Consider the following 14,279-nt stretch of genomic DNA (forward strand, 5'->3'; position numbering starts at 1 on the left):
GCCATCGTAAAACAAAATTTCATTTCCGTTCCAAAGATATTTTACACCAGGAGTGTCTCTAGTGTTTCCTATGAGATTCCAAAAACTGATAACATCAACCTTTTGATAAGGATATTTTGCACCAGCGGCTGTGAAAAAATCGGGAATTTTATCGGCTTCTTCATCCATAAAAATAATGGAAACAGCTGGAAAACTTTTATCTTTTCGTTTCATTTCAGTAAGTTGCTTTGCTGTTTCTTGGCAATGATCGCAACCCGGAGCAAAAAAACATAGAATCTTTTTGTCTTGATCTATCGTTGGAAAATAATTGGCAAACCCTGATTTTTTTGCAGTAGGTTCGTCAACTGTAATTTTTTCCTTTAAAGTATTCGAAGAATCAATTGCTTTTTCTACGGTAGATAACACAGTGTTTAAAGTGGTATCGGTGCTAATTCCTAAGTTTTTGGTTTCAGTTGGGATTTGGAGAATAGGGGTAGCGCTTACTTTCATAGGGGCTATCATAAATAATCCTAAAATACAGCCTAAAACAATTGAACTTAACAGCCAAAAATTTGATTTTTTATCAGTAGGAAGTATTTTAAATAACCAAATTAATAATCCGATTGCAATGATGTTTTTAATAATTGCTTCAACAGGTGTCATCGGAATTAGTTCGCCAAAACAGCCACAATTCCCTGAATTTCCGCTTACAAAAGTGGTGTAACTTAAATGAATTACAAAAATAGATAATAATAAAATCGTAGCTGGAATCGTGATTCTTTTTAAGTAATCCTTTACTAAAATTGCGAGTCCTAATGCAAATTCAATTCCAATTAATATTCTTGAAAAGTAGGGTGCAAAATCTTCGGAAAAACCTAATGAATACAACTGTTTTACTTCAAAAGTAGAAATCGAAAAATAAGGCGATGGATATAATTTTGCTATTGCAGAAACAATAAATAAAGCTGAAATAATTAGGCGTAGAAGCCAACTTAAGTTTTCTTTCTTCATACGTTTTTGTTTTTGATAAAAATACAACTTCTTATACCGTTATTCTGTTAACAACTTGTTATTTATTTTCCATTAAAATTAAAGCAAAAACGGAGTAATTTATCATGTCTTGATAATTAGCATCAATACCTTCAGAAACCAACGTTTTCCCTTTATTATCCTCAATTTGTTTTACCCGAAGCAATTTTTGCAAAATTAAATCGGTTAAACTGTTGACACGCATTTCGCGCCAAGCTTCGCCATAGTCGTGGTTTTTATCCTGCATCAAGGCTTTAGTTAGCGAAACTTTTTCATCATAAAGTGCTATAGTTTCTTCAAAACCTAAATCGGGTTGATCTACAACTCCTTTATCGATTTGTATCAACGCCATGATGCAATAATTGATAATTCCAATGAATTCAGAAGTTTCGTCTTCAGCTACTTTTCGTACCTCATTTTTTTGAAGACTTCTGATGCGTTGGGCTTTAATAAAAATTTGATCGGTTAACGAAGGCAAGCGTAAAATGCGCCAAGCACTTCCATAATCTTTCATTTTTTTACTAAACAGTTCGCGGCAAACCGCTATAACTTTATCATATTGTTGAGAAGTATTCGGCATTATTTGGTGTATATTTGTATGAATTTTTTCCAAAAGTAATGAATTAAGTCAAAAGTCAAAAGTCAAAAGTCAAAAGAAATTCAAATAAAATGACAATCAATTGTAATAGTAGACTTATCGATTTGTCAATTCCTAAAGTAATGGGGATTTTGAATGTAACGCCCAACTCATTTTACGATGGAGGCAAGCACAATGAAATTAATGCAATTATTCGTCAAGTGGATAAAATGCTATCCGAAGGAGCCGATATTATTGATGTAGGGGCTTATTCCAGTAAACCTAGTGCAGAATTTGTTTCAGAGCTAACAGAAATCGATCGATTAAAGGCAGTAATCAAAGAACTAATTAATACTTTTCCATCGGTTATTTTATCCGTTGATACATTTCGAGCCAATGTAGCCAAAATTGCTGTGGATCATGGTGCAGCACTTATTAATGACATTTCTGCTGGATTATTGGATGACGCTATGATGCCTACTGTTGCCGAATTAAAAGTTCCTTATGTAATGATGCACATGCGCGGTACTCCGCAAACGATGCAAAGTCTAACTCAGTATGATGATTTAGTAAAAGATTTGATATTCTATTTTTCGGAACGAATAAGAGCAGCACGAAGTTTTGGTATTTCAGATATTATTATTGATCCAGGTTTTGGTTTTGCAAAAACATTGGAACAAAATTATGAAATTCTCAATAAACTCGAATTGTTTTCATTTTTAGAAATACCTTTGTTAGCAGGCGTTTCCAGAAAATCGATGATTTATAAAGTGTTAGAAAATACACCTCAAGAGGCCTTAAACGGTACCTCTGTATTGAATACGATTGCCCTACAAAAAGGTGCCAATATCTTAAGGGTTCATGATGTGAAAGAAGCCGTTGAGTGTATAAAATTAGTTCGTCAATTACAATGAAAAAAGCCGCATTTATAATATTGTTTTTGAGTTTGCTTTCTTGCAAAGACAAAGCAGTTTTGTTGCCACAAGTTGATCAGTCAATTGTTACTACGCTAAATGATCATTCTCCTATTTATATGTTTTTAAAAACGGAAGGAAAAGATACTTTAATTGATGTTAATCGAAAAAATTCTATTAGTTCTACCAACTGGATTTTCAATATCGACAAGCGATTGCCCTTGCGCTTAGTTGTTCCTGAAGTAATCAAATTACAAGCGAAAAAGGCGGGAAGTGCCCATAAAAGTGCTGCTTCTGAAAATTATTTTTCCTATTCTGATAGTATTCAAAAACAATTGGCATTTATTCCTTTCACAAAATTGATTTTCACTTTAGAGCAACCAAAGTATGGTGTAAACATTTATTTTGCCAAAAATAGCACTGTTTTTGTGAATGCTGTTGAAGTTAAAAAAGATTATTTAAAGACTTACTTATCCCACTTGCCAAGCGAAAAGCCATTAAAGTTTAATTATTGTTTTGATAAAAACAGTTCGTATGGAAGTTTTGTAAAAGAACTAGTTTTTGCACAAACTAATGGATTGCAATTAAGGAATATTTTTGTGTACTGATGTTTACTGATGGTGATACGGTTCGTTTCGTAAGATGGTGAAACCGCGATAAATTTGTTCAATTATGAATAAACGAACCATTTGGTGTGAGAACGTCATTTCTGATAAGGACACTTTACCATGTGCTTTTTGATATACATTTTCACTGAAGCCATAAGGACCTCCAATTACAAAGACTAAGGTTTTGATGCCTGTATTCATTTTTTTTTGTAAATAATCAGAAAAACCTAAGCTATTAAATGTTTTTCCATTTCCGTCCAATAAAATCAGATGGTCTGTGACATTAATTTTAGCTAAAATGAGTTCACCTTCCTTTTCTTTTTGTTGGGCTTCAGATAAATTCTTTACATTTTTTATATCTGGAATAACTTCCAAATCAAATTTTACATAAAACGACAAACGTTTCGTATACTCATCAATCAATGATTGTAAGTTTTTATTGTCGGTTTTGCCGATGGCGATTAATCGGATGTTCATTTTATGATTAATTTACTGCACAATGAAAAAACCACGCTTTAACGTGGTTTAATTATTAATTTGTGATTTCAGGTGTTTTTAAATCAATTTCACACGCATAAGAAAATAATTTTTCCTTTTTGATAATGTCTGCGGTGCCTTCGGGTAATAAATCTTCCCAACCCGATTCAGCACTACAAATCATTTTCAACACTTTTCTCGAAAATATTTCTAGATTTTTTTCATGATAATCTTTAATATCGATTACCTTACCGTTGAATTTAAAGAATTTGTATAATTCTTTCATCCGTGGATGTACTTTAAGATTTTCAGAAGTAATGATATTACCATCTTTGTCTTTCATCGGATATAAATATACCTTTAAATCTCTGTAAAATAATTTTCCAAAGGCTTCAAGTATACCACCAGATAAGTGACGGTAGTATTTTTCATCAAAGATTTCAATTAAGTTATTTACGCCCATCGCTAATCCCATTCGAGCTTTTGAGTAGTTTGAAAAATATTCTACTACTTTAAAGTATTCTTGGAAATTAGAAATCATTACGGTTTGTCCTAGTTTACAGAGCAATTCTGCACGGTCTAGGAAATCGCGTTCGTCAATTTCACCTTCAGCTTTAAGATTGGAAAGTGTAATTTCAAAAACTACAAAAGTATTTTTTTTATCTACTTTATTTTCTTGAATGAACATGTTATATGATTCTTCATACATGTCCATATTTACTTTAGTAACGGGTCTAAAACTTCCTCTAAGTGCCAAGATATTTTTCTTGTACAAAACAGCAGCTGGAAGTATATTTTTTCCATCAGGACCAAACATAACGGCATCGGTCATGCCATTTTTTACCAATTGTAAACTCATTAATCGGTTATCAACATTAGCAAAACGAGGTCCCGAAAAGTTAATAGTATCTATTTCAATTTGATCTTTATCTAAGTGATCGTATAAGTACCGCAATAGTTTTTTAGGATCGTTGTATTTATAAAAAGCTCCGTAAATTAAGTTTACGCCTAAGATACCAAGTGTTTCTTGTTGTAATTTTGCATCATTCTCTTTGAATCGAATGTGTAGAGTAATTTCATTGTAAGCTTCATCAGGTTCCACTTGATAAACTATTCCTACCCATCCATGTCCTTTAAATTGCTTTGCAAAATCAATAGTTGCAACTGTATTGGCATAACTAAAAAAGAGTTTATTGGGATGTTTTTCTCTTTTTAAACGTTGCTCCACCAAATTAATTTCGTGAGATAACATCGTTTTTAGACGACTTTCAGTGACATATCTTCCGTCTACTTCTTCGCCATAAATAGCATCACTAAAATCTTTATCGTAGGCAGACATCGCTTTTGCAATAGTTCCAGAGGAGGCTCCGGCTCTAAAAAAATTACGAACAGTCTCTTGCCCAGCTCCAATTTCAGCAAATGTACCGTAGATGCTTTCATTAAGATTAATTCTTAAAGCTTTGTCTTTGGTAGATGGAATTTGTTCTATTGCTTTATCACCACGTACTTTAATATCAGTAACCATATTAGTATAATTTGGGCTTTTGGCCTAACATTTAATATTGAAAATAGAATATGTGCAAAGTTAGTTATTTTATCAAAAAATCAGGTAAATATTCTTATTTTTGTAAAAAAAGAATTGAAAGTTTATTTTTTAGGAACAGGTACTTCGCAAGGCATTCCAGTTATAGGAAGTCAACATTCGGTTTGTTTGAGTTCAGATCCACGAGATAAACGGTTAAGGGTTTCTATTTGGATTCAAATTGAAACTACTTCAATAGTAATCGATTGTGGTCCAGATTTTAGACAACAAATGTTAATCTCAAATTGCCAACATATTGATGCATTACTGTTTACTCATGAGCATGCTGATCACACTGCAGGTCTAGATGATATTCGTCCTTTTTATTTTAAACAAGGAAACATCCCTGTTTATGGGCATGAACGAGTTTTAAAGAATTTAGGAAAGCGATTTGATTATATTTTTCAAACCGATGATAAATATCCAGGCGCTCCATCTGTATTACCTATTGAAGTTAAAGAAAACATCACCTTTCAAGTGCAAAACGTTACTGTAGAACCTATTAATGCTTGGCACGGAAGTTTGCAAGTTTTTGGTTATAAATTACACGATTTTGTTTATTTAACCGATGTTAAAACAATTGATGTTGCCGAATTAGAAAAAATTAAACACTGTAAGATATTGGTAATTAATTGTTTGCGTGAAGAACCGCATGCAACCCATTTTAATTTAGAAGAAGTATTACATTTCATATCTTTGGTGCAACCAAAAAAAACATATTTAACTCATATCAGTCATTTGTTTGGTTTTCATAGTGAAATTCAACAAAAGTTGCCTACAAATGTATTCGTGGCTTACGATAATTTAGAAATTATAATTTAATAATATAGTATGAAAAATGTTGTTTTGTATGCTTTAGTCTTTTCATTGTTATTCAATGTCTTTCAGTTTGTGAATTCAACTAAAATATTAGAATCAAAAGACAAAGAAGTAGTAAAAGTGAAAAACCATTTAAAAATTTCTCGCGATTCTGTGAGTCAATTGGCTAATGCTAATTATTTTGCTTTAGAAAGTGATGAAGATGCTCAGGAATATTTTTATAATTCCAATTTAGATTATCAAAAAGTAGCCTTCAAAGTAAAAGAAGATTTAATGGTTTTAAACGAAAATAAAAACGGTAATAAATTAGTTCCTTACGAGCCAATTGATGATAAACCATTTATTGTAAACACTTCTAAAATTTTGAACCACCGATGGTTGATTGCCGAATTTTCAAATGGTGATTTATGGGGACAAATTTTAGTAAAATACTTTGTAAGTGCCGATAAACCTACCGAATTTGAAACTGTTGAAACGGTTTTATACGAAAGACAAACGAAAAATTAATCACACGCTTATTTAGAAACGATGGAAACTAAATTAGAACGCTATTTTAACGAATTTCGAAAAGATATTATCGGTGTTGACCAAACGTTTATTTCGCCTTATGGTGAGAAAAAAATTATATATACGGATTGGACTGCAAGTGGAAGACTATATCGACCTATTGAAGAAAAAATTCTTAATGAGTGTGGTCCATTTGTTGCCAATACACATACCGAAACAACTGTCACAGGAACTGCTATGACCTTGGCTTATCATGAAGCGCGACATATTATTAAGCATCATGTTAATGCTAATTCAGATGATATTTTAATCACCGATGGTACTGGAATGACCGGTGTGGTAAATAAGTTTCAAAGGATTTTGGGTCTACGCATACCAGAAAATTTAAAAGAATTCACTTCAATTCCAACAGAATTAAAGCCTGTTGTTTTTATTTCGCACATGGAGCATCATTCCAACCAAACCTCTTGGTTAGAAACCATTGCAGATGTTGAAATTATTCCTGCAAATGAGGCTGGTCTTTTTTGTTTGGATCAACTCAAATTATTGCTTGAAAAATATAAAAATAGAAGTTTTAAAATAGCTTCTATTACTTCGTGTTCAAATGTCACAGGTATTAAAACGCCTTATCATGAAGTTGCTAAATTGATGCATCAAAATAATGGTGTTTGTTTTGTGGATTTTGCTTGTTCGGGGCCTTATGTTCCTATTGATATGCATCCACATGATTCCGATGCTTATTTAGATGCCATCTTTTTTTCTCCTCATAAATTTTTAGGTGGACCTGGAACTTCGGGAGTGTTGATTTTTAATAAAAACTTATATAAAAATAATGTACCCGATTGTCCTGGTGGTGGAACTGTGAGTTGGACCAACCCTTGGGGGGAGCACAAATACATCGATAATATTGAAGATCGAGAAGATGGAGGTACACCTGGTTTTTTACAGGTAATAAAAACAGCTTTGACGATTCAGTTAAAAGAGAAAATGGGTGTTCAAAATATTTTGGATCGCGAACACGAATTAGTTAACTATATTTTTGCTACACTAAATGAGTTGCCAAATTTACATATTTTAGCCAACCAACATCAAGATCGTTTGGGCGTAGTTTCTTTTTATATTGATAAGTTACACTATAATTTAGGAGTTAAATTACTCAATGATAAATTTGGTATTCAAACTCGTGGTGGTTGTAGTTGTGCTGGTACTTACGGGCATTATTTACTGCATGTTGATCAAGAAACTTCTCACAATTTAGTGTGTCAAATTTCATCGGGAGATTTAATTCAGAAACCGGGTTGGATAAGAATGTCTGTTCATCCAACAACAACATCAGCTGAAATTGAATTTGTTTGCGAAAGTATTCGCTTGTTAGCTGCAAATCATCAAGAATGGGCAAATGAGTATCAATACAATCCAAAAACCAATGAATTCCTTCATAAGGAGATAAAATCTTCAGAAAAAGAGCGTGTTGTGGCTTGGTTTAAGGTTTAGTATTCATGTATTTCCATCGCTTGTGCGTCCATAAGTAAAATTCGGGCGCTTCATGTATTTGTTGTTCTACTAATTTCAGAAAACGATCAGTAATTTCATAATTTGGAACCGATTTAGCATCTTCAGAAAGCACTTCAAAACTTGCTTCATAATAGCCTCTTTTGATTTTTTTAGTTCTCAAGAAGATAATATTCATGTCGTATTTTTTCGCTAACATTTCACCACCAGTATGAACTGGTACTTCAACACCCATGAATTTTTGCCAATGGTGAGTTGCGTTTAATTTTGGAGATTGATCACTCACTAATCCATATAAACTAAAAGTTTTACTTCTAAAATTTGAAGCCATTGTTGGAATTGTTTCTTTACTATCGATTAATTCTCCTTTATATTTAGACCGAATTTTTCTAACTAATTTATCAAAATAAGGATTAGCTAATTTTTTATAAACGCCATATCCCTTAAAATTAATATGATAATTCATTGATACCGCCCATTCATAACTAGCATAATGCGCGCACAATAATGCAATACTTTTTTCTTTTTTCTCTAATTCATAATACACCTCCATGTTTGAAAACGTATATCTCTTTTCAATTTCTTTTCTAGAAATAGTTAATGTTTTTATCATTTCTAAAAACAAGTCGCAAAGATGGCTGTAAAACTTCTTTTCAATTAAAAGGCGTTCCTTATCTGACAAATGGGGAAGTGCAAGTGATAAATTGCCACGAACGGTTTTTTTTCGATAACCAATTAAATGGTAGGTTAAGAAATAAACAAAATCTGAAAACAAATATAAAACAGGAAATGGTAGTATTGAAATCAACCAAAGTATTGGATAAATAAGAAGGTATATAATTAACTGCATTCGATTATTTTTTTGCAAATATACTTTTTTAGTTCTAAGATAATTTGCTAAACTATTCATAAATTTACAAAAAAATTAAATATGATTGTTAGTATTCTTGTTTTAATCCTTGCAACAGCACTTATAAGTTACAAAGGAATTCAGGATTCTTTATTTTTTAGAAAGAATGAATTCCATATTGGAAGTATTCAGGCGGGCGAACAATTTAGAATGTTTAGTTCGGGGTTTTTACATGCCGATTTCCAACATTTGTTTTTTAACATGTTTACCTTGTATTTGTTTGCGCCCTATGTTGTTTTTCATTTCAGTAATTTTTATTTTTTTGTACTCTATTTTGGGAGTTTGTTATCGGGCAGTTTGCTCACATTGTATTTTCATAAAAACGAACATCAATACAGAGCTGTAGGTGCTTCGGGAGCGGTTACAGGCATAATTTATAGTGCTATTTTAATTGAGCCGAATATTTATATGTATGGATTTATGCCCGGATATGTTTTTGGATTTCTTTATCTGATATTGTCTATTTACGGAATGAAAACCAAAAAAGATAATATTGGTCACGTTGCCCATTTTGGAGGAGCAATTGGAGGATTTGTTATTACGTTGATTAAAGAGCCTCAACTACTTACTACGCAACCCTTCACTATTGCAGCCTTATTGATCCCAATTTTTGTATTATTTTTTTTAGAAAAGACCAAAAAGTTATAATTTTGGCACATTACTTGCAATCCCTAATATAAAGTTATTATTATGAAAAAATTATTAGTCGTGCTTACACTATTTATTGTAACAGCACAAGCACAAGCTCAAGAGCTTAAACAAATACCACAAATTTCTATTTCTGGTGAAGGAAAAATTTTAGTTGCTCCAGACATAGCAATTATACAATTGGGTGTACAGAATAACGGAAAAGATCCGAAAGAAGTCAAACAATTAAATGATGTTACTATTGATAAAGTCATTGCATACATCAAAAAATTTGGAATTCCGGTTACAGATTATCAAACAACTCAAATGAGTTTATATAAAAATTATGATTACGAAAAAAAGAAACATTCGTACCAAGCCAATCAAACTATTTCGGTTACCTTAAAAGACATTTCTAAATACAATGCGTTAATGATGGACGTAATGGATACAGGCATAAATGTAATAAGTGGAGTAAACTTTAAATCTTCAAAAATGGAACTATTTGAATCTGAAGCAAGAAAAAAAGCCATTTTAAACGCTAAGAAAAAAGCAGCAGATTACGTTTCAGTATTGCCAGGACAAAAAGTTGGAAAAGCCATTTCTATTTCTGATAATTTGCAAACAAATTATCCGCAACCTGTTTTTATGGCTAAAGGATATATGGCTGATAGTGAAGCCATTCAGCCAAGAGAAACGCTCGCTGTTGGTGAAATTGAAATTACCGCTAGTGTAACCGTTATATTTGTTCTGGAATAAGTTTAATAACATAAAATAAAAAATCCCGAGCCATCTCGGGATTTTTTTATGTTGAACCACGCGAAAGGATTCGAGCGGAAGCTGTGTTCAATTGCTACTCTTCAATTTTATTTGCTTTTTCAATTTCTTCGGCTAAATTCTTGTCAAATTTATTATGTATGTAAAGTATTGAAAGCCCAAATAGAATAGCAGAAACAATTAATATTGTATTTATAATACCACTAACTGAAAAAGAAATTCTAATTAATATGGTTGAAATAATAAACCCAGAGTTTCGCATTACTTTATGAAATTCGTCAGTGTGAAAAAACGAAAATAGTAATAAAATTACATCAGCAATTATCAAAATATTGAAAAATTGCTCGAAGAAAATATTGTTGATATTCTTAAAAGATATGTGATTTGTTTCTGTTGATTGAAAAACACCAATACTCCAGTCTAAGAAAGAATATATTGCAATAATTAAAAGAATAGGAACCAATGCAGTAGCGATCCATTTTTTTGCGTTTATAAATTTCGTAATACTTGAAGAATGATTTTTAATATTTTCAATTGGTCTATATATTTTGGTTCGTTGGATATGAAATAGATAAATCAAATAAAATAATAAAACCGAAGCTACTAAATCATAAGTAAACTGCATATCAGTTTTAATGTTAAACCAATTAGACGAAAGTGACAAATCAGAAAGATCTTTGAACAATCGTCGTACAAGTATAAGAGCAATAATTTCATATTGCTTTGAAATATAGGTAGAAGTTGATTTTGGGAGGTAATAAATTAAAAGATATACTTCATAAACTAATATGAATGAAAAAGGAGTATAGATAGCAGCTATAGGATTTTTTAATAAATTTGAGGGTTCATCAATGGAAATAAAATCAAATTGTATTAATACTATAAATAATAAGTGGATTATAAAACTCACTAAAGCAATCCATAATATAAACTGCTCACTTTTATCTCTAGTTCTTTTTGAAAGAAATTTTGTATGTAGTATCTCTAAAATTTTAGATAATTGCATATTATTTTTTTATTTACGTATCATTTATTTTTGATAAGTTGAAATATGAAAAGGCATACTAACTTGAATATGTGTAACTTAATCATAAGTTTTGTAATTGTAAATATATAAAAATCTTACGGATCATCAATTATATTTTAAATTTTTTACAAGAGCAGATTTATTAAATAAAAAAAACACCTAGATTAAGGTGCTTTTGTGGGGAGAGCAGGATTCGAACCTGCGAAGATGTAATCAGCGGATTTACAGTCCGCCCTCGTTGGCCGCTTGAGTATCTCCCCAAGCCATTCTACTTAGTGGCAGAAGAGGTGCAAATATAAAATTGTTTTTATAACAAACAAAGATATTTCCAGCTATTTTAAAGGTTTTTTTATAATCTTCTGTAAATGAAAAGCATAAAAAAATCTCCCGAGGGAGATTTTAAATATTTTACAATTATAAGATTATTTAGCGTTTAAAAGTTCGTTAACTTTAGCTTTTAATTCAGCACCTCTTAAGTCTTTAGCAACAACTGTTCCACTAGCATCTAAAATAAATGTAGCTGGTATTGATTCTACTTTGTATTGTTTTGCTATGGGTTCGTCCCAATATTTAAGGTTCGAAATTTGTGGCCAAGTCAAACCGTCTTTTGCAATAGCTTCTTTCCATTTTGCCCCGTCTTTATCTAAAGAAACTCCAATAATGTTTAATCCTTTTGCATGTAATTCTTTATATAAAGCAACCACATTTGGGTTTTCTGCTCTACAAGGACTACACCAAGAAGCCCAAAAATCAATAATGGTAACTTTTCCTAATGATTCTTTTAAAGAAATTGATTTCCCTTCTGGATTGTTTGCTGCAAAATCAGGAGCTTTGCTACCCACTTCTATTTTTGTTGAATTAGCACCAGCCATTTCATCCATTATTTTTTTAATGTTTTTGGCACTCTTAGTTTTTGATAAGCTTTTATCCAATTTATTAAAATAACCTTTAATTTCATCAATTGGTAAATTTTGTCTCATTAAGAAATTTTCAAGCAACAAAACAGATAAATAAGCATCAGGATTCTTTTTAATGAAATTGATAGACACTTTATTTAAATCTTCTTGAAAAACACTGTATTCTTTCATGATTTGGTTTACTGTTACAGTATCGTTTGCTTTTTTAGCAGCAGTTATGCGATCTATGTTTGCTTTTTCAAACTTCCCTTTCTTTCTGGCAATTACTTTAGATTCGTCATTAAACGATTGGAATTTTTCATTGTTATCGGTACCGCCAATTGATGAGTTTTGAATGGTATCGGTTTTAATGGTTATTGTAATTTTTCCTTCTTCTAAAATTAAAGGCAAGTTGATGTTTTCGTCTTCAATTCGAACAAAACCTAAATCAATTTCTTCTGTGATTCCTTTTAATTCAAATTTACCATTTTCAATTACTGCAGTATCTTTTGCAATGAAACCCGTCTCGGTTTGGGTTTCAATAAATACTTTTTTTCCGTTCTCAACACCTTCAGCAGTTCCAGTTATTAAGAATTCATTGTCTTTTAAATTGTTACAAGATAACACAACAAGTGCTGTCGTAATAAGTAAAGTTATTTTTCTCATTTTGGTTTTATTAAAATTTTGACAAATGTATTTAAAATTACCCATTTAGAAAAATATTTGTTTCTAGTTATTTAAAAAGAATTAATTAAAATTTTGTGGATTATTAAAAAATAGTATCTTTGCACACCTTTTGGCGGAGTAGAGTTTCCATTAGGGTTAAATCATTTATGTAAAATACTGCTGTAGTTTTCAATCCCATCAAGAAACTCATGGAACACAGCATACAAATTTTTAATCAGCATGTCTGAAATTATCAAAACACAAGAAGAGTTTTTAGCAAATTTTAATTGGCACAATTTTCAAGAAGGAATTGATCCAGTAGATGAAAAAAACTTACAGGAATTCGAAGATTTAGTAACTAAAACATTCATTGCTACAGATCAAGAAGAAGTAGTTGATGGAGTAGTTGTAAGAATTACTGAAAGAGATGTTATCGTTGATATCAACGCTAAATCGGAAGGTGTTATTTCGTTAAACGAATTTCGTTACAACCCAAACTTAAAAGTGGGTGACAAAGTAGAAGTATTAATTGATGTTCGTGAAGACAAAACAGGTCAATTAGTATTATCACACAGAAAAGCAAGAACAATTAAAGCATGGGATAGAGTTATTTCTGCTAACGAAACTGGAGAAATCGTTAATGGTTTTGTTAAATGTAGAACTAAAGGTGGTATGATTGTAGATGTTTTCGGAATTGAAGCATTCTTACCTGGATCACAAATTGATGTGAAACCTATCCGTGATTACGATCAATACGTGAACAAAACTATGGAATTCAAAGTAGTTAAAATTAACCACGAATTCAAAAACGTAGTAGTATCTCACAAAGCGCTTATCGAAGCTGATATTGAAGTACAGAAAAAAGAAATCATTGGTCAATTAGAAAAAGGACAAGTATTAGAAGGTGTGGTTAAAAACATCACTTCTTATGGTGTGTTCATTGACTTAGGTGGTGTAGATGGATTAATCCACATTACAGACTTATCTTGGTCAAGAATTAATCACCCAAGCGAAGTTCTTGAATTAGATCAAAAATTAAACGTTGTAATCCTTGATTTTGATGATGAAAAAACAAGAATTCAATTAGGTTTAAAACAATTAAATGCTCATCCTTGGGATGCCTTAGGAACTGAATTAAAAGTAGGTGACAAAATCAAAGGTAAAGTGGTTGTTTTAGCTGATTATGGTGCGTTTGTTGAAGTAGCTGAAGGTGTAGAAGGTTTAATCCACGTTTCAGAAATGTCTTGGTCAACGCATTTAAGAAGTGCACAAGATTTCATGAAAATTGGTGATGTAGTTGATGCAGTTGTTTTAACACTAGATAGAGACGAAAGAAAAATGTCTTTAGGTATTAAACAAATGACACAAGATC

The 14,279-nt window shown here is 31.5% G+C and carries 15 protein-coding genes and 1 tRNA gene; 8 read left to right on the forward strand and 8 right to left on the reverse strand.

The genetic code is table 11. The annotated features are described in order from the left end of the window. Positions 1-990 (reverse strand): TlpA family protein disulfide reductase (locus ACIQZC_RS04995; RefSeq protein ID WP_396138139.1); only part of this gene is annotated, 990 nt, incomplete at its 3' end. 58 nt (positions 991-1,048) lie between these two features. Next, positions 1,049-1,588, reverse strand: a complete 540-nt coding sequence (locus tag ACIQZC_RS05000) for a DUF1599 domain-containing protein (RefSeq protein ID WP_396138140.1) — start codon at positions 1,586-1,588, stop codon at positions 1,049-1,051. A gap of 89 nt (positions 1,589-1,677) precedes the next feature. Here ACIQZC_RS05000 and folP point away from each other — a divergent pair, with 89 nt between their 5' ends. Both folP and ACIQZC_RS05010 read left to right on the forward strand, forming a co-directional pair. Further along, positions 1,678-2,499: a dihydropteroate synthase gene (gene folP, locus ACIQZC_RS05005; RefSeq protein WP_396138141.1), complete on the forward strand. Its 822-nt coding sequence runs from the start codon at positions 1,678-1,680 to the stop codon at positions 2,497-2,499. Next, on the forward strand, positions 2,496-3,107 hold the full coding sequence (locus ACIQZC_RS05010) for a hypothetical protein (protein ID WP_396138142.1): 612 nt from the start codon (positions 2,496-2,498) through the stop codon (positions 3,105-3,107). Before folP ends, ACIQZC_RS05010 begins: the two co-directional genes overlap by 4 nt. Before the next feature lie 3 nt (positions 3,108-3,110). Here the strand turns inward: ACIQZC_RS05010 and rlmH are convergent, their stop codons facing one another. Together rlmH and ACIQZC_RS05020 are read right to left on the reverse strand one after the other, a co-directional pair. Further along, complete coding sequence (rlmH, locus tag ACIQZC_RS05015; protein WP_396138143.1) at positions 3,111-3,584, reverse strand: 23S rRNA (pseudouridine(1915)-N(3))-methyltransferase RlmH; 474 nt, start codon at positions 3,582-3,584, stop codon at positions 3,111-3,113. Positions 3,585-3,639: 55 nt separating this feature from the next. Next, entirely contained in the window at positions 3,640-5,109 is a 1,470-nt protein-coding gene (locus tag ACIQZC_RS05020; protein WP_396138144.1) for a TonB-dependent receptor, read from the reverse strand. Positions 5,110-5,223: 114 nt separating this feature from the next. Between ACIQZC_RS05020 and ACIQZC_RS05025 the strand changes: the two genes are divergently transcribed. The 3 genes from ACIQZC_RS05025 to ACIQZC_RS05035 are packed head-to-tail and all read left to right on the forward strand — an operon-like array spanning position 5,224 to position 7,986. After that, positions 5,224-5,988, forward strand: a complete 765-nt coding sequence (locus ACIQZC_RS05025) for an MBL fold metallo-hydrolase (RefSeq protein WP_396138145.1) — start codon at positions 5,224-5,226, stop codon at positions 5,986-5,988. Positions 5,989-5,997: 9 nt separating this feature from the next. Next, a complete protein-coding gene (locus ACIQZC_RS05030; protein ID WP_396138146.1) occupies positions 5,998-6,492 on the forward strand; it encodes a hypothetical protein in 495 nt (164 codons plus the stop codon). Between the two features lie 21 nt (positions 6,493-6,513). After that, positions 6,514-7,986, forward strand: coding sequence for an aminotransferase class V-fold PLP-dependent enzyme (locus ACIQZC_RS05035; protein WP_396138147.1), 1,473 nt, complete (start codon positions 6,514-6,516; stop codon positions 7,984-7,986). Here the strand turns inward: ACIQZC_RS05035 and ACIQZC_RS05040 are convergent. Beyond that, positions 7,976-8,854, reverse strand: a complete 879-nt coding sequence (locus ACIQZC_RS05040; protein WP_396138148.1) for a lysophospholipid acyltransferase family protein — start codon at positions 8,852-8,854, stop codon at positions 7,976-7,978. The genes ACIQZC_RS05035 and ACIQZC_RS05040 overlap by 11 nt on opposite strands. An 81-nt stretch (positions 8,855-8,935) precedes the next feature. Between ACIQZC_RS05040 and ACIQZC_RS05045 the strand changes: the two genes are divergently transcribed. Both ACIQZC_RS05045 and ACIQZC_RS05050 read left to right on the forward strand, forming a co-directional pair. Beyond that, a complete protein-coding gene (locus tag ACIQZC_RS05045) occupies positions 8,936-9,562 on the forward strand; it encodes a rhomboid family intramembrane serine protease (protein WP_396138149.1) in 627 nt (208 codons plus the stop codon). 42 nt (positions 9,563-9,604) lie between these two features. Next, positions 9,605-10,300, forward strand: a complete 696-nt coding sequence (locus ACIQZC_RS05050; RefSeq protein ID WP_396138150.1) for an SIMPL domain-containing protein — start codon at positions 9,605-9,607, stop codon at positions 10,298-10,300. Between the two features lie 94 nt (positions 10,301-10,394). Here ACIQZC_RS05050 and ACIQZC_RS05055 read toward each other — a convergent pair whose 3' ends face one another. The 3 genes from ACIQZC_RS05055 to ACIQZC_RS05065 all read right to left on the reverse strand — a co-directional run bounded on the left by ACIQZC_RS05055 (position 10,395) and on the right by ACIQZC_RS05065 (position 12,907). Further along, positions 10,395-11,324 (reverse strand): hypothetical protein, encoded by a 930-nt coding sequence (locus tag ACIQZC_RS05055; RefSeq protein WP_396138151.1) that lies wholly within the window; start codon positions 11,322-11,324, stop codon positions 10,395-10,397. Between the two features lie 199 nt (positions 11,325-11,523). After that, positions 11,524-11,605, reverse strand: a tRNA-Tyr gene (locus ACIQZC_RS05060). A 162-nt stretch (positions 11,606-11,767) separates the two neighbouring features. Next, positions 11,768-12,907 carry a redoxin domain-containing protein gene (locus tag ACIQZC_RS05065; RefSeq protein WP_396138152.1) on the reverse strand — a complete coding sequence of 380 codons (1,140 nt, stop codon included), beginning with the start codon at positions 12,905-12,907 and terminating at the stop codon, positions 11,768-11,770. Positions 12,908-13,147: 240 nt separating this feature from the next. Between ACIQZC_RS05065 and ACIQZC_RS05070 the strand changes: the two genes are divergently transcribed. After that, positions 13,148-14,279: S1 RNA-binding domain-containing protein (locus ACIQZC_RS05070; protein WP_396138153.1), on the forward strand; the 1,132-nt coding region annotated here is incomplete at its 3' end.

The sequence above is a fragment of the Flavobacterium sp. genome, assembly GCF_044338735.1.
Lineage (GTDB): Bacteria > Bacteroidota > Bacteroidia > Flavobacteriales > Flavobacteriaceae > Flavobacterium.